Genomic DNA, 17,935 nt, shown 5'->3' on the forward strand with positions numbered 1-17,935 from the left:
GAGCGGCCGCGCGCCGCTCAGCAGAAGTCGGCGAAGATCCGCCGAGGATGCCGCTCGTCGGTGTTGTCGACGATCGCGGTCGCCCGGGCGGTCGGGTCGTCGTCCTTCCGGTAGAGCGCCTGCCCACCGACGTAGCGCGCGTTCGACGGCGCCGCGGGGTCGGCGTCGACACCCAGCGTGTCGTGCAGCCGCGCATAGGCCACGTCCAGCGGGACGTCGACCCACACGGATGCGTGCCAGAGTCCGCGGAGCTCGGGACGGTTGAGGAACACGCCGTCCACGATCAGGACCGCGTCCTGCGGCCCGGTCGTCCACCGGAGTGGCGCGCCGACGTCGCGTTCCTCGTCGAACCCCACCAGCTGGAACCCGGTGCTGCCCGCCAGGCGGAACGGCTCGATCAGCACTCGTCGGAGGAGTGAGTAGTCGAAGGAGTCGTCCCAGAACCCCTCTGCCGAGTCCCGGCCGCGCGCATACCGTTCCTCGCGTGGTCGGTGGAAGTCGTCGATCGACGCCCGGAACACGGCACGCCCGCCCTCGTCGAACACCTCGGCGAGACCATCGGCGAACGCGGCCGTGCCGGACCCTCCGATCCCGTCGACCGCGATCATGGTGCGGCCGCGCGGGTAGTCCCGTTGGAACTGGTCTCGCAGCTGCCGCAGCAGCTCGATCCGTGGCGTCGTGACGAGCTTCATGGCGCCGAGCCTACCCGGGCGGATCGTAGGCTGGTGCGGTGCCGTCCGACCCTTGCGACCTCGCCCCCCTCGTCACGGACTGGTTCCGCGCCAACGCGCGCGACCTGCCGTGGCGACGTCCCGGGTTCCCGGCGTGGGGCACCCTCGTGTCGGAGTTCATGCTGCAGCAGACCCAGGTCAGCCGGGTGATCCCGCGCCTCGAGGAGTGGCTCGGGCGCTGGCCGGCTCCCGCCGACCTCGCGGCGGAACCGCCCGCCGAAGCCGTCCGCGCCTGGGGTCGCCTCGGCTACCCGCGTCGCGCGCTCTGGTTGCACGCCGCCGCCACACAGATCACCGAGCGACACGGCGGGGTCGTCCCGTCGGACGTCGACCAGCTCCTCGCGCTCACCGGCATCGGCGACTACACGGCGCGCGCCGTCGCGGTCTTCGCCTACGGCGACCGGCATCCGGTGGTGGACACGAACACCCGCCGCGTGATCGCCCGCGCCGTCGGTGGTCAGGCGGAGCCCGGACCGCCGAACGCGAAGGTCGACCTCCCGGCGATGGAGGGCCTGCTGCCCGAGGACCGGGCCGAGGCGGCGGTGTTCAACGCGGGCATGATGGAGATCGGTGCGATCGTGTGCACGGCGAGGTCTCCCCGGTGCGAGGAGTGCCCGCTCCGCGAGGTGTGCGCCTGGCGGGCGGCCGGGTATCCGGCCTACGACGGACCGGTCAAGACGAAGCAGAAGCAGTTCGCGGGCAGCGACCGACAGGTTCGAGGCATCATCATGGCGGAGCTGCGCTCGACCCACCGGTCACTGACGGAGGAGGAACTCCGCGGTCGTTGGCCCGATGGCGCACAGTTCGAGCGCGCATTGGCAGGGCTCGTCGCCGACCGCTTGGCGGTCCGCATCGACGGCGGCTACGCGCTCCCCCACGAGTGAACGCCGACAGGCTCAGCGATCGGACCCCGAAGGGCGGTCCCTGAGCCTGTCGAAGGGTGGTCGCCGAGCCTGCCGGAGCCCGGTCCTAGGCCTCGGCGTCGGCGTCGCGCGGCTTGACGTAGGGGTCCTCGTCACCGGCGTACGCGGCACCGGCGGCCAGACCGGCCACCTCGGTGTCGCGGTTCTTCGCTTCGCGGAGCAGATCCTCGATGTGCTGTGCGTTCTCGGGGATCGCGTCCAGGAAGAAGTCGAGGCTCGGGGTGAGCCGGGTGTTGATGTTGCGGCCGATCTCGGCACGCAACAGCCCCTTCGCGGACTCGAGCGCCGCCGAGGTGTCGGCGCGCTCCTCGTCGGAGCCGTACACCGTGTAGAACACGTTCGCGTGCTGGAGGTCGCCGGTCACCTGGACGTCGGTGATCGTCACGAAACCGAGCCGCGGGTCGCGGATGCCCTTGTCCAACCGCTTGGCGATGACTTCTTTGATCCGGTCCGCCAACTTGCGGGCCCTGGGGTTCTCTGCCATCTCGTCCTCCTCTGATGACCGCCGGGCGGACGACCGCCCGGCGGGGTGCTGCACACAATATAAGCAGGAATCCCCGCCGTCCTCCCTGAGGAGGACGACGGGGACCGGCCGAGCGGACTAGCCGCGCGGCTTCTCCTTCATTTCGATCGTCTCGATCTCGTCACCGATCTGGATGTCGTTGAACTTCCCGAGACCGATACCGGCCTCGAAGTCCGTACGGACCTCGGTGACGTCGTCCTTGAAGCGACGCAGCGACTCGATCGCCAGGCTGTCGCCGACCACGACGCCGTCGCGGATGACCCGCGCCTTGGCGTTCCTCGTGATCGTTCCGGAGCGGACGATGACACCCGCGATGTTGCCGAACTTCGAGGAACGGAACACCTCGCGGATCTCGGCGACACCGGACTGGACCTCTTCGTACTCGGGCTTGAGCATGCCGGTGAGGCTCTGCTCGACGTCCTCGAGGGCGTTGTAGATGACCGAGTAGAAGCGGACGTCCACACCCTCGCGAGCCGCACGTTCGCGGGCCTTCGGGTCGGGGCGCACGTTGAACCCGATGATGATCGCGTTGTCGATCGTTGCCAGGTTGACGTCGGACTCGGTGACCGCACCGACACCGCGGTGGATGATCCGCAGCTGGACGCTGTCGTCGACGTCGATCTTGAGCAACGACTCCTCGAGCGCCTCGACGGCACCGGAGACGTCACCCTTGATGATGAGGTTGAGCGACTCGACCTTGCCCTCTTCGAGTGCACGGGTGAAGTCCTCGAGCGAGATGCGCTTGCGAGCCTTGGCCAGAGCGGCGTTGCGCTCCGCAGCCTCACGCTTCTCGGCGATCTGGCGAGCGGTGCGGTCCTCCTCGGTGACGAGGAAGGTGTCGCCGGCCCGAGGGACACTCGAGAGGCCCTGCACCTGGACGGGACGCGAGGGACCCGCCTCAGCGACGGTGTCGCCGTTCTCGTCGACCATGGCACGCACGCGGCCGTAGGCCGTACCGGCGACGATCGCGTCGCCGACCCGGAGCGTACCCGACTGGATGAGCACGGTCGCGACGGAGCCGCGGCCCTTGTCGAGCTTGGCCTCGATGGCCACACCGCGGGCGTCCTTGTTCGGGTTCGCACGCAGGTCGAGACCGGCGTCGGCGGTGAGCAGGACGGCGTCGAGGAGATCCTTGATGCCGGTGCCGGCGCGAGCCGAGACGTCGACGAACATGACGTCGCCGCCGTACTCCTCGGCGACGAGGCCGTACTCGGTCAGCTGCTGGCGCACCTTGGCCGGGTTGGCGTCGGGCTTGTCCACCTTGTTGACCGCGACGACGATCGGCACGTTGGCAGCCTGGGCGTGGTTCAACGCCTCGACCGTCTGCGGCATGATGCCGTCATCGGCCGCGACCACGAGGATCGCGATGTCGGTGACCTGCGCACCACGAGCACGCATGGCGGTGAACGCCTCGTGACCCGGGGTGTCGATGAAGGTGATCGGACGTTCGAGACCTTCGTGCTCGGCGACGACCTGGTACGCACCGATGTGCTGGGTGATGCCACCGGCTTCGCCGGCCACCACGTTCGCGTTCCGGATGGCGTCGAGCAGGCGCGTCTTACCGTGGTCGACGTGACCCATGACGGTGACCACGGGAGGACGGATGGCGAGGTCCTCGTCGGACTCGTCCTCCAGCTCCTGATCGAGGTCGATGTCGAAGCCTTCGAGCAGCTCCCTGTCCTCGTCCTCGGGCGAGACCATCTGGATCTTGTAGCCGAGCTCGGAACCGAGCACGTCGAAGGTGGCCTCGTCGAGGGACTCCGTCGCCGTCGCCATCTCACCGAGGTGGAAGAGCACGGTGACGAGGTTGCCGGGGCTGGCGTCGATCTTGTCGGCGAAGTCCGAGATGGACGCACCGCGACGCAGACGGACGATGGTGCTGCCGTCACCGCGGGGAACGCTCACACCGCCGAGCGACGGGGCTTCCCGCAGCTCGAATTCGGCCCTCTTCGTCCGCTTCGACTTGCGTGCCTTGCTCTTGCCGCCACCGCGACCGAAGGCACCTGCGGTACCACCGCCGGGTCCGCGACCACGACCGCCGCCGCCACCTGGGCGACCGGCGAACCCGCCTGCGGGGGCTCCACCAGGAGCGCCACCGGGACGGAAGCCGCCACCCGCACCGGCACCGCCGGGACGGAAGCCGCCGGCACCGCCGGGACGGCCTGCGCCACCCGGACGACCGGGACCGCCGGGACGCTGGCCCTGGCCGACGCCCGGACGGGGCGAGCCGGGGCGAGGAGCCTGCGGACGAGGGATGTTGCTGGGGTTCGGACGCTGACCCATGCCCTGCGCCGCGGCGAAGGGGTTGTTGCCCGGACGCGGCGTGCCGGTGGGGCGCTGACCCATGCCCTGCGACGACGCGAAGGGGTTGTTGCCCGGACGCGGCGCGCCCGGACGGGGACCGCCGGGCTTGGCGGCGTCGCCGGACGGGGCGTCACCGGCGGCCGGGGTGGCAGCCGGAGTCGCGGGAGCGGCCGGGGCGGCAGCCTCGGGCGTCTCCGCCACGGGGGCGGGAGCGGCCGGGGCCTTCGGGCCGGGTGCAGCCTGCTTCGGCGCCGGAGCAGCCGGAGCCGCAGCCTTGGGAGCGGGTGCGGCGGGGGCCGGAGCCTTCGGCGCGGCGGGTCCCGGGGTCGGGGCGCCGGGGGTGGCCGGACGCTTGGCCGGGGCGGCGGGGGCCGCAGCGGCCTTGGCGCCCTCTGCCTCGAGGGCGGCGCGCAGCTTGCGGGCCACCGGGGGTTCGATACTGGAAGACGGTCCCTTGACGAACTCGCCCAATTCCTTGAGCTTCGCCATGGCGATCTTGCTGTCTACTCCGAGTTCGGATGCGATCTCGTGTACACGTGGTTTTGCAGCCACAATTCTCCTGTCTGAGCTTGCACCCAGGCAGGGGCAAGCGTTAGTGGTGGACGGTGCTCATTTCGAGCCGCTCATGAGTTGTCCATTAGCCGTTCAGCCTGTTCTCTCGGAATGCCGGGCCGGATGGCACGGCAGCAGGATGTCGGCCCGGGATCCGGGCCTCGTACCTGCGGTGGGAAGCACGGTGTGCGCCGAAGCGCTCTCACGTGCAAGGTCCATCGTACACCCCGAGCCTGGGTGCCGGCTCACCGCCCGGCCGATCCGCGCGGATCGGCTCAGTCTGCGGCCGGTGCGTCCGCGGCGACCGTCGCGACGGCCGCGAGGACCGCGTCGACCCCTGGGCCCACGGTCAACCGCAACGCCCGGGTGAACGCACGCCGGTGCACCGCCTGCTCGACGCAGGCGGTGGTCGGGTGCACCCAGGAGCCTCGGCCCGGCAGGCGCTGAGCCACGTCGGGGACGAGTTCTCCCTCGATCGCCACCACGCGGAGCAGGGCCGAGCGCGGCTCGCGATGACGACAGCCGACGCAGGTCCGCACCGGTTCCATCCGGATCAGTCCGATTCGAGGATCGAGTCCGGCTGGATGTCGATCTTCGCGCCGGTGAGCTTCGCGGCCAGACGGGCGTTCTGCCCCTCCTTGCCGATCGCGAGCGACAGCTGGTAGTCCGGGACGAGCGCGCGGACGGCCTTGAGCGACTGGTCGATCACGTACGAGCTCGTGACCTTGGCCGGCGAGAGCGCGTTCGCGACGAAGGTCGGCAGGTCCGGCGAGTAGTCCACGATGTCGATCTTCTCGGCCCCGAGCTCGTCGGTGACGGCACGGACACGACGCCCGAGCTCACCGATGCAGGCGCCCTTGGCGTTGATGCTCGGGTCGTTCGCCTTCACGGCGATCTTCGTGCGGTGGCCGGCCTCGCGGGCGAGCGACACGATCTCGACGATGCCGGAGGCGATCTCCGGGACCTCGAGCGCGAACAGCTTGCGGACGAGACCCGGGTGCGTGCGCGACACGGTGATCTGCGGACCCTTCAGGCCCTTCGACACACTCGTGACGTAGACCCGGATGCGCGCTCCGTGGGGGTACTCCTCACCGGCGACCTGCTCCTCGGGCGGCAGCATCGCCTCGATCGTGCCGAGGTCGACGTGGATCATGCGCGGGTTCGGGCCCTGCTGGATGACGCCGGCGATGATGTCGCCCTCGCGTCCCTTGAACTCGCCGAGCACCGCGTCGTCCTGGATGTCGCGGAGGCGCTGGAAGATGACCTGCTTGGCGGCGAAGGCGGCGATGCGACCGAAGTCGTCCGGCGTGCTCTCCGCCTCGCCGATGAGGACGCCCTCGTCGTCGAACTCCGGGACGAAGACGCCGACGTGGCCGGTCTTGCGGTCGAGCTGGACCCGAGCTGCCGGCACCTCGGCGCGAGCCACGGGCTCCGCACCCTCCGTGCTCTTCAGGTACGCACTCAGGATGGCCTGCTCGATGATCACGACGAGCTCCTCGAAGGGGATCTCCTTCTCGCGTTCGATCGACTTCAACAAACCGAGATCGATGTCCATCGATGGCCTCCTCTATTCAACTGATGGTGCCGCGGCAGGACGTGCAGCGGCACGACGGGCATGCTGCTGCCGTGCTGCCGAACCCGTCTGTCTACGGTACCGGATGCCGACGGGTACGTCATCCACCGAGCTGGGAAGCGGCCGCGCGTCGAGGAGGCCGGCTCCCCCGGCTCGACCGCCGCTTCGAGCGGGTGACATGATTGCCCCATGGTCTTTGGCGAGCTGCGGAACGTCATGCGGAGCACGCGGGTGCGGATCCTCGTCGCGATCCTGGTCGCGACGACGCTCGCGATGACGCTCGTCGGCGTGTCGACCTACACGCTCGGACGCCAGCAGACCCTGGCGACGATCGACGCCCGACTGGAGCACAGCGCCGAACTCATCGCCTTCATGGTCGTCGGGTCGGGGAACTCGGCCGACGCCCCGGCGACCAGCGACGCAGCCGTCGACGCGGTCATGCGCCGCTGGATCTTCGCCGAGGACGAGACCGCCGTCGGCGTCCGCGCGGACGGCTCGACCGTCCCGCCGAGTGCTCCCTCCGCCTTCCGCCTCGACGACGACCCGGCACTCCTCGACGCCATCACCGCACGCGCGTCGCGCGGCGTGGTGACGGGCGAGGCCGACGGCCAGCGCACCGTGCGGTACGCGATCATCCCGGTGCAGGTCGTCGGCGACCCGAACGTGGCGCACGTCGTCATCGCCACCGACGTCCACGCCGCCCTCGCCGAATCGCGCGGAGTGCTCGCCGTCGAGATCGTCGTCGCCGTCGTCTGCCTCCTCCTGCTGGGGCTCGTCGGCTGGCAGCTCGCGGGCGGGCTGCTCCATCCCATCAGGCTGCTCCGGGACGCCGCGGCGCGCATCACGGAATCCGACCTCGACGAGCGGATCCCGGTCGTCGGCCGGGACGACGTCTCCGAGCTCACCAGGACGGTGAACGGGATGTTGGACCGCCTCGACGAGGCCTTCACGAGCCAACGTCAGCTGCTCGACGACGTCGGTCACGAGCTGAAGACGCCGCTGACCATCGTTCGTGGACACCTCGAACTCCTCGACCCGTCCGACCCGGCGGACGTGGCGGCCACCCGCGACCTCGCACTCGACGAGCTCGACCGCATGAGCTCTCTGGTCGCCGACATCACGGAGCTCTCGACCGCCGGCCTGGCCTCGACCCTCGATCGCGAGCCGGTCGACGTCGCATCGTTCACCGCCTCCGTGCACGACAAGGCGACGGCGATCTCGACCGACCACACCTGGGTCCTCGGCGACCAGGCCGAACTCACCGTCGACGTCGACTCCGGCCGACTCGCGCAGGCCTGGCTGCAGCTCGCCGACAACGCGGCGAAGTACTCGCCGTCCGGCTCGACGATCGTCGTCTCGAGCCGGTTCGACGAGTCGGACGACCCGGCACTCGTCCTCTCGGTCTCCGACGAGGGTCCAGGCGTTCCCGAGGCGCTCCGCGAGCGCATCTTCGACCGGTTCACGCGCGTCAGCGGCGGGCGCGGGGTCGCCGGCTCCGGCCTCGGGCTGTCGATCGTGCAGGCCATCGCCGCCGCGCACGGCGGTTGGGCCGAGGTCGAGGACGGCGACGGACCCGGCTCCGTCTTCAGCATCCGGCTCCCGCTCGCGGTCGCCGAGGACGACGAGGACGCCGACACGGCCGTCGAGCTCGATCCCGACGAGACCGCGGCGATCCCCCGGGACGCGATGGCGCAGGCGATCGCCCTCCGCGAGGCGCAGGCGGCCATGGAGGCGCAGGCCGCCATGGAGGCCACGGCGTCACCGACGGAGCCGTCAACGGTGCACGTGGAGCCGGTGGACGACTTCCCCGACCTCGTCGACACCTCGGCACGGCGTCGGCCGACGGAGGACGGCTCATGAGCCGGATCCTGGTCGCCGAGGACGAGACGCGCATCTCCGCGTTCGTCAGCAAGGGCCTCCGCGCCGCCGGACACACGGCCGACGTGACCGTCGACGGTTCGCAGGTCGTCGAGCTCGCCGAGAGCGGGGACTTCGACCTGCTCGTCCTCGACATCGGGTTGCCGGGCGTGGACGGCTTCGAGGTGCTCAGGCGGCTGCGTGACGACGGCAGCGAACTCCCCGTCATCATCCTCACCGCCCGCGACTCCGCCCGCGACCTCGTCGCGGGTCTCGACGGGGGCGCGAACGACTACATGTCCAAGCCGTTCCGGTTCGAGGAGCTGCTCGCCCGCATCCGCCGCCGGCTGGCCGAGCGAGGGGCGACCGCCCCCGCCGCGGTCGAGGAGCGTCTGATCGTCGGGCGGCTCGAACTGGAACTCCGCGAGCGCCGGGTGCTCGTCGACGGCGTCCCCGTGGAACTCTCCACCCGGGAGTTCGCCCTCGCCGAGGAGTTCTTCCGTCACCCCGACCAGGTGCTCAGCCGCGAGGAACTCCTCAGCCGCGTGTGGGGCTACGACTTCGACCCCGGCTCCAACGTCGTCGACGTCTACGTGCGCTACCTGCGGAACAAGATCGGCAAGGACGCCATCGCCACCGTCCGAGGAGCGGGCTACCGGCTCAGCACCAGACGGTGACGGCCGTCACCCGACGAGGATGACGACCGTCGACGTGCTGGCCTCGGCTAGAGCGACAGCTCGCTGATCGCGACGCGTTCCTTCGTCCCCGCGGCGCGGTCCCAGAGTTCGACGAAGCCCTCGGTGGCCTCACGGCCGACGACCACGACCACCGGGACACCGATCAGTTCGGCGTCACCGAACTTGACGCCAGGAGACACCTTGCCGGTGCGGTCGTCGTACAGGACGTCCTTGCCGGAGGCCTCGAGCGACGCGACGAGGGACTCGGCAACCTCGAAGATGGCCGCATCGCGACCGGCGGCGACCACATGGACGTCGAACGGCGCCACGGCCTTCGGCCAGATGAGTCCGCGCTCGTCGTTGTTGCCCTCGGCGATGATCGCGAGGATGCGGGTGATGCCGATGCCGTAGGAGCCCATCGTCACCGTCACGAGCTTGCCGTTCTCGTCGAGCACCTTGAGACCGAGGGCCTCCGCGTACTTGCGTCCGAGTTGGAAGACGTGACCGATCTCCATGCCGCGTGCGAGTTCGACCGGACCCGAGCCGTCGGGTGCGGGGTCACCGGCGCGGACCTCCGCGGCCTCCACGAAGCCGTCGGCCGTGAAGTCGCGCCCGGCGACGAGACCCATGACGTGCTGCTGGTCGACGTTCGCCCCCGTGATCCACTGGGTGCCGTCGACGACGCGCGGGTCGAGCAGATACCGGATGTCCGTGGCCGACTCCTCGCCGAGGACGGGGCCCTGCGGGGACCACGGACCGATGTAGCCCTTGACCAGGCCGGTGTGCTTCGCGAAGTCCGCGTCGGTGGCCGCTTCGACCTCGGCCGGGCTGAAGGCGACCTCGACCCGCTTGAGGTCGACGTCGCGGTCGCCGGGGAGCCCGATGACGACGAGCTCGCGCGTGCCGTCGAGGTGGGTGAGCGCCAGGACGACGTTCTTCAGCGTGTCGGCAGCCGTCCACGGACGGCCGTCGTCGCGCGGGTGGCGGTCGTTCGCGAGGTCGACGAGGGTCGCGATCGTCGGGGTGTCCGGCGAGTCGAACACGGTCGCCGGGGCGAGTCCGTCGACGGGACGGGCCTCGGGGACCTCGGTGGTGTATGCCTCGACGTTCGCGGCGTACCCGCCGGCCGAACGGACGAAGGTGTCCTCACCGACCACGGTGGGGTGCAGGAACTCCTCGCTCCGCGAACCGCCCATCGCTCCCGCGTCCGCCTGGACGATCACGTACTCGAGACCGAGGCGGGTGAAGATGCGCTCGTAGGCATCCCGCTGCGCCTGGTAGCTCGCGTCGAGCCCGGCGTCCGTGACGTCGAAGGAGTAGGCGTCCTTCATCGTGAACTCGCGGCCTCGGAGCAGGCCGGCCCGGGGCCGGGCCTCATCCCGGTACTTGTCCTGGATCTGGAAGATCGACAGCGGCAGGTCCTTGTAGGACGAGTAGAGGTCCTTCACCAGGAGGGTGAAGACCTCCTCGTGCGTCGGCGCGAGCAGGTAGTCGGCCCCCTTGCGGTCCTGGAGCCGGAACAGCGCGTCGCCGTACTCCTCCCACCGCCCGGTGACCTCGTAGGGCTCGCGAGGCAGCAGCGCGGGGAAGTGCACCTCGAACGCGCCGGCGTTCGCCATCTCCTCGCGGACGATGGCCTCGATCTTGTTCTTGACCCGCAGCCCGAGCGGGAGCCAGGCGAAGACACCCGGTGCCTGGCGGCGGATGTACCCCGCCCGCACCAGCAGGCGGTGACTCGTCACCTCCGCATCGGAGGGGTCTTCACGGAGCGTACGGAGGAAGAAGTTCGAAAGGCGCGTAACCACCTGTCCATGCTAGTCCGTCGTGGCGCGGGCGCCCCTGACCCCTACCAGGGGCGCTCGGCGAAGTTGCCGTTGTCGTTGTTCCGCCCGCGGTTCCTCGCGTCCTCGGTGGACTTGTCCTGCTGCGCGTCCTGGCCGGAGTCCTTCAGACGGTCGACCTTGCCGTCGACCTCGCTGTCGCCCGTGCCACTCGATCCGCCCGAGTCGCCGTCGCCCTGGCCGGTGTCCGAGGGATCCTGCTGGTCCTGCCCGCCGGAGCGGTCGCGCTGGTCCGCCGCATCCTCGCGCTTCCGGTCGATGCGGTCGCCCGTGTCCTTGAGGTTCTCGCCGGGCGTGCCCTTGGGGTCGATGACGTCGGGCTGCTGCCCGGCTCCGCCTTGATCGCCTTGATCACCCTGGTCACCCTGGTCGCCCTGGCCACCCTGATCGCCCTGATCGCCCTGATTACCCTGGTCGCCCTGGCCACCCTGCTCGCCCTGGTCATCTTGGCCGCCCTGATCGCCCTGGTTGCCCTGCCCACCCTGATCACCCTGGTCGCCCTGTCCACCGGCGTCCTGCTGATCCTGTTGGTCCTGCTGGTCCTGCTGGTCCTGCTGGTCCGACCCGCCCTCGAAGCAGTCCTCGCCCTCGTCGACGATGCGCTTCGCCGTGTCGTACAGGTTGATGGCGCCCTGGAAGAACTGACCCTTCACGTACTCGTCGGCCTGCGTCTCGTACGCCCGCGCCAGGTTGACCCGGACGATGCACGAGGTCTCCTCGGTGGGCGCGAGTTCGAGCGCTTTCGCGAGGTCGTCGGTCCCCTGCACCCAGTCCTGCCCGACGGCGGCGGCGGTGCCGCGGTCGAACCAGGCGATCCACGGCTCGACGACGTTCGCCGTCTGGAGGTGTGCAGCGCTCAGCTGCGCCCCGGAATAGTCCTCGGCGCGGTACCCAGAGATCGCCGCCTGGGCCACGACCGGCAAGCTGACGAGTTTGACGCCGACGGCGAGCGCGACGAGGACGAGCGGCAGCGACCACCAGAAGAGTCGACGGCGCAAGCGGGCCACCTCGCTCGGAGCCAACGGTCGACGCCGCGGTTCCTCGATCAGGGGCCGTGGCTCCGGACTGCGCGGCTCGGCCTCGACCCGGTCGGACTGCACACGATCGTCGAAGAGCGTCATGTCTGACTCCCCTTCGTCCGTCGCAGTTCACCGAGCGCCGCTACGATCGCCGGGATCTCCGTGAGGAGCAAAACACCGAACGCGAGGGCGAACACCCAGTACAGCTCATCGGTGCGTCGGATGTCCACCTCGTCCTGCACCGTCACGCCGCCGACGGCGAGACCGTCGAGGACGTCGTCGAGCGAGGCACCCGGCGTCCTGATCTCCGCTTTCACGCCGAGCTGTGACGCGATCGTCTCGAGCGCGCCCGGGTCGAGGCGCGACACCGCGGGCTCCCCCGTCGAGTAGTCCTGGATGTAACGCACGCTGCCGTCCTCGTACCCCGAGAACTCACGCATCGTGCCGCCGGCCTCGGTCCCGTAGCCGAGCACGCCTCCGCCGCCGATGAGCGGCGCGATCGACTCGAACGACTCGGGTTGGCTGCCGCTCGTCTGCTCGCCGTCGCCCAGATAGAAGACGATCCGGTTCCGGCCGGGCTCCTGCTCCTCGGCCTTGGTCAACAGGGTGGTCAGGTACTCGACCGGTTCGTCGATGCTGCTCCCCCGGGAGTAGGTGGTCACCTCCTGCGTCATGGCCTCCGTCGCGGAGCGCAGCGCGGTCGCGTCGGTCGTGAGCGGCATGCGTTGGACGGTGACGGCGTCGAAGGTCACGAGCGCGTAGCGGGCGCCCGCCAAGCGATCGGCGATGCCCGTGATGTCGGCCTTCGCGCCGTCGAGCCGGGTGGGCGGTTGCGGTGCGCCGTTCTCGTCCGTGTCGGGCAGGGTCTCGTCCGACCAGTCCTCCGCCGCCATGGAACTCGTGGTGTCCACCACGAAGTAGACATCGAGGTCGCCCATCGCCGACGGCGGACGGTGGTTGCCCGGGATGGTCGGACGGAGCGCGATGACGACGAGGACGAGGACCATCGCCAGGCGGGCGAGCCAATGCCAGGCACCGGGCCGGCGGATACCGGCGAGGTACTGCCAGCCGGCGAACGCCGCGAGGACCGCTCCGAACACGGCGAGTGACCAGATCGGGAGGACGGGGTTGATCGTCATCGGCGCAGCCTCCAGGCGAGCAGCATGAGCAGCGCGAGGCCGCCGAACGCCGCGAGGACGAAGACCAGCGGCTCGTCGACCTGGACGAGCTGCTTCGCGCCCTTCAGGGTCTTGGTCTGCTCGGCCGTGATCTGCTGGACGATGCCGCCGACCGCGGCGGGGTCGGCGAGCGCGTAGTAGTCCCCGCCGGTCGACGTCACCACCTCGTCCATCTCCGCGGCCAGGTCGTCGAGGTAGTCCTTGCTGCTGACGTCGCCGGGGTTGATCCCGTAGACGGTGACGTCCTGGGCCTTCGCGTACTCGCCGGCCTCCTTGAGGGTGAGGATCGGTTCGCCGGCGACGTAGTTGTCGGTCGCGAGGACGATCGACCGTGACCGCTGCTCGCCGACCTGGTCGAACCGCATGACGCACGAGCCGAGACCGTCGCCGATGAGTGAGGAGCCATTGCCGAGGTCCGTCCCGTTCCAGTACTCGTAGTCGCTCTCGGGCGAGGTGAGGTCTTCGACGAGGTGGTCGAGTTGGGCGGTCACGTAGTCGTAGTCGCTCGTGAGCGGGAAGTAGGTCGTCGCGGACGCGTTGAACAGCACGAGCGCGATCCGTTCGCCGTCGAAGCGTTGCACGAGGGACTCGAACACCCCCACCAGGGCGGCGTCGTACTCGGTCATCGAACCGGACACGTCGAGGCAGAGCACGATGTCGCGGTTCCGGAGCTCGGGCTGGAACACCGTGGTGCTGACCACGCGTGATCCGAGCGCCGTGCCGGCGAGCAGCAGGACCGCCACCGCGGCGATGGTGGCGACGACCAGCCGTCGGTACCGCGTCAGCGCCCGGCGGTAGCCCGGAAGCGCCGTGAGGCGCCCGGAGTGGGCGACCCACAGCGGCTCCTGGTTCGCCTTCCGACGACGGCCGGCGCGCGTCGCGAGCACGGCGACGGCGACCACGGCGGCGACGGCGAGGAGCCAGACGAGCGGCATCCACCAGTAGATCAGCTCCATGTCGTCACCACCTGTCGGGCGAGCGCGGCGGCGTCCGGGACGCTCCCCGTCTCCGCCTCACGGAACTCGACCGGGTAGTACGCGGACACGGCACGACTGAGCGGCGCGAGCCCCGCGCGGTCGAGGTCGGCGAGGGTCATGACCTGGGCACGGACACCGCTCGACTCGTGGGCGTACATCCGGAGGATCGCGCCGAGCCGCTGATGGGCCCGTCGGGTGCTCAACCCGCCCTCGGCGTGCTCCTGCTCGATCTCGCCGATGAGCCCCAGGTAGCGGTCCCGCAGCACGGTCGGCGACGGCGGAGGCGTCGGTCGGGGCGCGCTGCCGCGGGCGCGTCGGCGCACGTGCGCGAACATCCAGACGTACCACCCGATCACGAGGGCGATGAGCACGAGTCCGATGACCGGCCAGAGGAGCGTGTACTGGACCGGTGCGTAATAGCCGTTATCGCCGGGCATGACGGTGGGCCTCGAGGAGATGGAAGAGCACGGGGATGACGTCGTCGGCCCCGGTCACCCGCTGCCCGCTGATGCCGAGCGTTTCGAGCTGGTCGAGATGGCGGGCCGTGGCGTTCCGGACGGCGTCGGCGAACTCCCGGCGGAGCGCGTCGTCCGACCGGACGAAGGCCGGCAGGGACCGCTCGTCGGCGACGTCGACCATCGACCGGCTGGTGTAGTCGGCGCGCATGAGGTCGGCGTCGCCGACGGAGATCCACAACACCTCGTGCTGCGCGTGCAGGCGGCGGAGGATCGCCGACCGTCTCGGGGTGATCTCCTCGTCGTCGGAGACGATCACCAGCAGGCAGCGCTGGGTGACGGAGCGCGCGGCGAACCCGAGGAGTTCGTCGAGGTCGCTCTGCGGCGCTGCGAGCGAGGCGCGCCGGTCGATGTGCTGCAGCAGGCGCTCCAGAGCGGACTCGGTGCCAGCCGGTCGCACGAGTTCCGGTGCCGCGGCGTCACCGGCGACGAGACCGACGAGGTCGCCGTGCCGGATCGCGAGGTACCCGAGGATGCCCACGGCCAGGATCGCGACCTCGCGTTTCGTGCTGCCGCCCTCGGCGAGCGCCGCGAGGTCGCGTCCGGTGTCGACGGCGAACAGCACGTGGTGCTTCCGGCTCGCGATGTAGCGCTTGACGAGCGGCGTGCCGTGCCTGGCGGTCGCCTTCCAGTCGATGTCCTTGATCTCATCGCCGGGCGTGTACTCCCGGAGGTCGTCGAAGTCGAGGCTCCTGCCCTGGAACACCGATCGGTACTCGCCGTCGAGCATCCCCCGCACGCGGCGGTGGGCATGGATGAAGAGCTTCGACTTCACCCGGTGGAGCAACGGAGCGGACATGGTCCTACGGCGCCTGGACCGCACCGAAGACGGCGTCGATGATGGTCTCCGCCGAGACGTCGTCGGCCGCCGCCTCGAAGTTGAGGATGATGCGGTGGCGGAGCACCTGGTGCCGGTAGCTCTTGACGTCCTCCGGGATGACGTGGTCGCGGCCCGCGAGGATGGCGAGCGCGCGGGCGACGGTGCTGAACGCGATGCTGGCACGCGGGCTGGCCCCGTAGTCGATGTAGCTCGCCAGCTTGGGCGGGAGGTAGTCGCGCGCATGGCGGGTCACGTAGACCGTCTGCACGATGTAGTTGAGGATCGACGCGTCGAGGTACACCCGCTTCGCGAGTGACTGCAGGAACAGCACGTCCTCGAGGCTCACACCCTCGCGGTGCTGGTCCGTCTCGTACAGACCGGAGTTCACGCGGCGGACGATCTCGGCCTCCTCGCCGATCGTCGGGTAGTCGAGCACCTCTTTCAAGAGGAAGCGGTCGAGCTGGGCCTCGGGCAGCTGGTAGGTGCCCTCCTGCTCGATCGGGTTCTGCGTGGCCAGCACGAAGAACGGCTTCGGCAAGGGGTAGTGCGTCCCGCCGATGGAGGTCTGTCGCTCCTGCATCGCCTCGAGCATCGCGCTCTGGGTCTTCGCGCTCGAACGGTTGACCTCGTCGAGCAGCACGAAGTTGGCGTGCACCGGACCGAGCTGGGTCTGGAACGCGCCGGTCCTGGCGTCGTAGATCTGGGTGCCGATGATGTCGCTCGGCAGGAGGTCCGGCGTGCACTGGATGCGCTTGAAGGAGGCGTTCACCGCTTCGGCGATGGACTCCGCCGCCGTCGTCTTGGCCAGGCCGGGGACGCTCTCCAGGAGCACGTGCCCGCCGGAGACGAGGGCGGCGAGGAGCGTGGTCCGCAGCCCCTGCTGCCCGACGACCTTGGCGTCGTACGCGCCGACGATCTCGGAGAGGATGCTGCGCGCCCGTTGCAGCTCGGCGGGCGCGATGGGGGTGCTCGGTGTGAGGGTCACTGGTCTCCCTGGCGAAGCGGGCGGTCCGGCCGGATGACCGTCGAACACGGAGGGCCGGGTGGAACCCAGCGGTCCGGACAGTCTACGTGGCCGGATGCGCCGGACGGGTGCATCGGCAACCGGATGGTCACCCCGGCGTCGGTCGCCGTTCGCCCGGTGTCCCCCTCCCGGCCACCGCGGATTCCTACCGTGGATCGATGACACACGCAGCGAACGCTCAGCTCCGGACGGGCGACGGGGCGACGGCGATCGTCCCGGTCCGGGGCGGTTCGAAGGGGATCCATCGCAAGAACCTGCGGACGGTCCGCGGCACCACCCTGATCGCCCGCTCGGTCGAGGGACTCCTGCGCTCCGGTGGTGTCTCACGGGTCGTGGTCACGACGGACCACCCGGACCTCGCAGCCGCCGCCGTCGCCGCCGGCGCCGAGGTGATCGACCGGCCCGCAGCCCTCGCCGAGGACAGCACCTCCTCCGAGGCCGCGCTGCTGCACGCCCTCGGCGTCCTCGCCCGGCGCGGCGAGCTGAGCCCCGTGACCGTGTTCGCACAGGCGACATCGCCCTTCCTCGACGTGGAAGCACTCGACGACGCCATCGCCTCGGTCGCCTCCGGGCAGGCGGACTCCGTCTTCGCGGCGGTGCTCGACCACGGCTTCCTCTGGACGGAGAAGGCGAAGGGCGCCCGAGGGATCGGTCACGACCATCGCGAGCGTCCCCGGCGGCAGGACCGTGCCCCGCAGTATCGCGAGACCGGGTCGTTCTACGTCTTCGACACGGACGGCTTCCTCGACGCCGGTCACCGCTTCTTCGGCCGGATCGCACCGGCCGTCACCCGGTCCTTCGCCGCCCTCGACATCGACGAACCGGAAGACCTCCTCGTCGCCGAGGCGATCGCCGGCCTCGCCGAACGCCAGCTCGGGATCCCGTCGGGCTCGGAGCACCCGGAGCACCACCTCGACGTCGACGCCGTCGTCACCGACTTCGACGGCGTGCACACCGACGACCGCGCCAGCATCGACGCCGACGGTGTCGAACGGGTGAGCGTCCATCGCGGTGACGGCCTCGGCGTCCGCCTGCTGCGCGAGGCCGGGCTGCCGTTCCTCATCCTGTCGACCGAACGGGTCCCGATCGTCGCCGCGCGCGCGGCCAAACTCGGCGTCGACGTCGTCTACGGCTCCGCCGACAAAGCGAGCGCGCTCCGCGACTGGGCCGCGACGAACGCCGTCCCGCTCGAGCGCATCGCGTACCTCGGCAACGACGTCAACGACATCCCGGCCCTCGAGATCGTCGGCTGGCCCGTCGTCGTCTCCGATGCGCACCCGGCCGCCAGGGCCGTCTCCAGGCTCGTCCTGGAACGCCGCGGCGGCGACGGCGCCGTCCGTGAACTCGCCGACCTCGTCCTCGCCGCTCGCGCGGTCACCCACCCAGAGAAGCTGTCCCCGCCGCAACCGAACGGAGCATGA

The 17,935-nt window shown here is 70.2% G+C and carries 16 protein-coding genes; 4 read left to right on the forward strand and 12 right to left on the reverse strand.

Annotated features, from left to right (window positions below):
- Positions 1-17: 17 nt before the first annotated feature.
- Positions 18-692, reverse strand: coding sequence for a hypothetical protein (locus ASF68_RS13865; protein ID WP_056012311.1), 675 nt, complete (start codon positions 690-692; stop codon positions 18-20).
- Positions 693-730: 38 nt separating this feature from the next.
- Here ASF68_RS13865 and ASF68_RS13870 point away from each other — a divergent pair, with 38 nt between their 5' ends.
- Positions 731-1,615: an A/G-specific adenine glycosylase gene (locus ASF68_RS13870; protein ID WP_056012313.1), complete on the forward strand. Its 885-nt coding sequence runs from the start codon at positions 731-733 to the stop codon at positions 1,613-1,615.
- A gap of 85 nt (positions 1,616-1,700) precedes the next feature.
- Here the strand turns inward: ASF68_RS13870 and rbfA are convergent, their stop codons facing one another.
- From rbfA to nusA, 4 genes are all read right to left on the reverse strand, one after another.
- Positions 1,701-2,138, reverse strand: coding sequence for a 30S ribosome-binding factor RbfA (rbfA, locus tag ASF68_RS13875; protein ID WP_056012316.1), 438 nt, complete (start codon positions 2,136-2,138; stop codon positions 1,701-1,703).
- 117 nt (positions 2,139-2,255) lie between these two features.
- Positions 2,256-5,033 (reverse strand): translation initiation factor IF-2, encoded by a 2,778-nt coding sequence (gene infB / locus ASF68_RS13880; RefSeq protein WP_082456158.1) that lies wholly within the window; start codon positions 5,031-5,033, stop codon positions 2,256-2,258.
- 275 nt (positions 5,034-5,308) lie between these two features.
- Complete coding sequence (locus tag ASF68_RS13885) at positions 5,309-5,581, reverse strand: YlxR family protein (RefSeq protein ID WP_056012322.1); 273 nt, start codon at positions 5,579-5,581, stop codon at positions 5,309-5,311.
- Between the two features lie 5 nt (positions 5,582-5,586).
- A complete protein-coding gene (gene nusA / locus ASF68_RS13890) occupies positions 5,587-6,588 on the reverse strand; it encodes a transcription termination factor NusA (RefSeq protein ID WP_056012325.1) in 1,002 nt (333 codons plus the stop codon).
- Positions 6,589-6,795: 207 nt separating this feature from the next.
- Here nusA and ASF68_RS13895 point away from each other — a divergent pair, with 207 nt between their 5' ends.
- Positions 6,796-8,466 carry a cell wall metabolism sensor histidine kinase WalK gene (locus tag ASF68_RS13895; RefSeq protein ID WP_056012327.1) on the forward strand — a complete coding sequence of 557 codons (1,671 nt, stop codon included), beginning with the start codon at positions 6,796-6,798 and terminating at the stop codon, positions 8,464-8,466.
- The gene (locus ASF68_RS13900) at positions 8,463-9,140 is read left to right on the forward strand and encodes a response regulator transcription factor (protein ID WP_056012330.1); all 678 of its coding nucleotides are present in this window, start codon (positions 8,463-8,465) and stop codon (positions 9,138-9,140) included. Before ASF68_RS13895 ends, ASF68_RS13900 begins: the two co-directional genes overlap by 4 nt.
- A gap of 47 nt (positions 9,141-9,187) precedes the next feature.
- On the opposite strand, the gene ASF68_RS13905 is transcribed toward ASF68_RS13900, so the two are convergent.
- The 7 genes from ASF68_RS13905 to ASF68_RS13935 are packed head-to-tail and all read right to left on the reverse strand — an operon-like array spanning position 9,188 to position 16,475.
- A complete protein-coding gene (locus ASF68_RS13905) occupies positions 9,188-10,945 on the reverse strand; it encodes a proline--tRNA ligase (protein ID WP_056012333.1) in 1,758 nt (585 codons plus the stop codon).
- Positions 10,946-10,986: 41 nt separating this feature from the next.
- Positions 10,987-12,102 (reverse strand): hypothetical protein, encoded by a 1,116-nt coding sequence (locus ASF68_RS19090; protein ID WP_082498687.1) that lies wholly within the window; start codon positions 12,100-12,102, stop codon positions 10,987-10,989.
- A complete protein-coding gene (locus ASF68_RS13915) occupies positions 12,099-13,139 on the reverse strand; it encodes a VWA domain-containing protein (RefSeq protein WP_056012336.1) in 1,041 nt (346 codons plus the stop codon). Before ASF68_RS13915 ends, ASF68_RS19090 begins: the two co-directional genes overlap by 4 nt.
- Positions 13,136-14,134: a VWA domain-containing protein gene (locus tag ASF68_RS13920; RefSeq protein WP_056012339.1), complete on the reverse strand. Its 999-nt coding sequence runs from the start codon at positions 14,132-14,134 to the stop codon at positions 13,136-13,138. The genes ASF68_RS13915 and ASF68_RS13920 overlap by 4 nt, the downstream gene beginning before the upstream one ends.
- The gene (locus ASF68_RS13925) at positions 14,125-14,592 is read right to left on the reverse strand and encodes a hypothetical protein (RefSeq protein WP_056012342.1); all 468 of its coding nucleotides are present in this window, start codon (positions 14,590-14,592) and stop codon (positions 14,125-14,127) included. Before ASF68_RS13925 ends, ASF68_RS13920 begins: the two co-directional genes overlap by 10 nt.
- A complete protein-coding gene (locus ASF68_RS13930) occupies positions 14,579-15,469 on the reverse strand; it encodes a DUF58 domain-containing protein (protein ID WP_056012345.1) in 891 nt (296 codons plus the stop codon). The genes ASF68_RS13925 and ASF68_RS13930 overlap by 14 nt, the downstream gene beginning before the upstream one ends.
- A gap of 4 nt (positions 15,470-15,473) precedes the next feature.
- On the reverse strand, positions 15,474-16,475 hold the full coding sequence (locus ASF68_RS13935; RefSeq protein ID WP_056012348.1) for a MoxR family ATPase: 1,002 nt from the start codon (positions 16,473-16,475) through the stop codon (positions 15,474-15,476).
- A gap of 197 nt (positions 16,476-16,672) precedes the next feature.
- On the opposite strand from ASF68_RS13935, the gene ASF68_RS13940 reads away from it, so the two are divergent.
- Positions 16,673-17,935 (forward strand): acylneuraminate cytidylyltransferase, encoded by a 1,263-nt coding sequence (locus ASF68_RS13940; protein ID WP_056012350.1) that lies wholly within the window; start codon positions 16,673-16,675, stop codon positions 17,933-17,935.

Origin of the sequence: Plantibacter sp. Leaf314 (genome assembly GCF_001423185.1) — a bacterium.
Classification (GTDB): Bacteria; Actinomycetota; Actinomycetes; order Actinomycetales; family Microbacteriaceae; genus Plantibacter.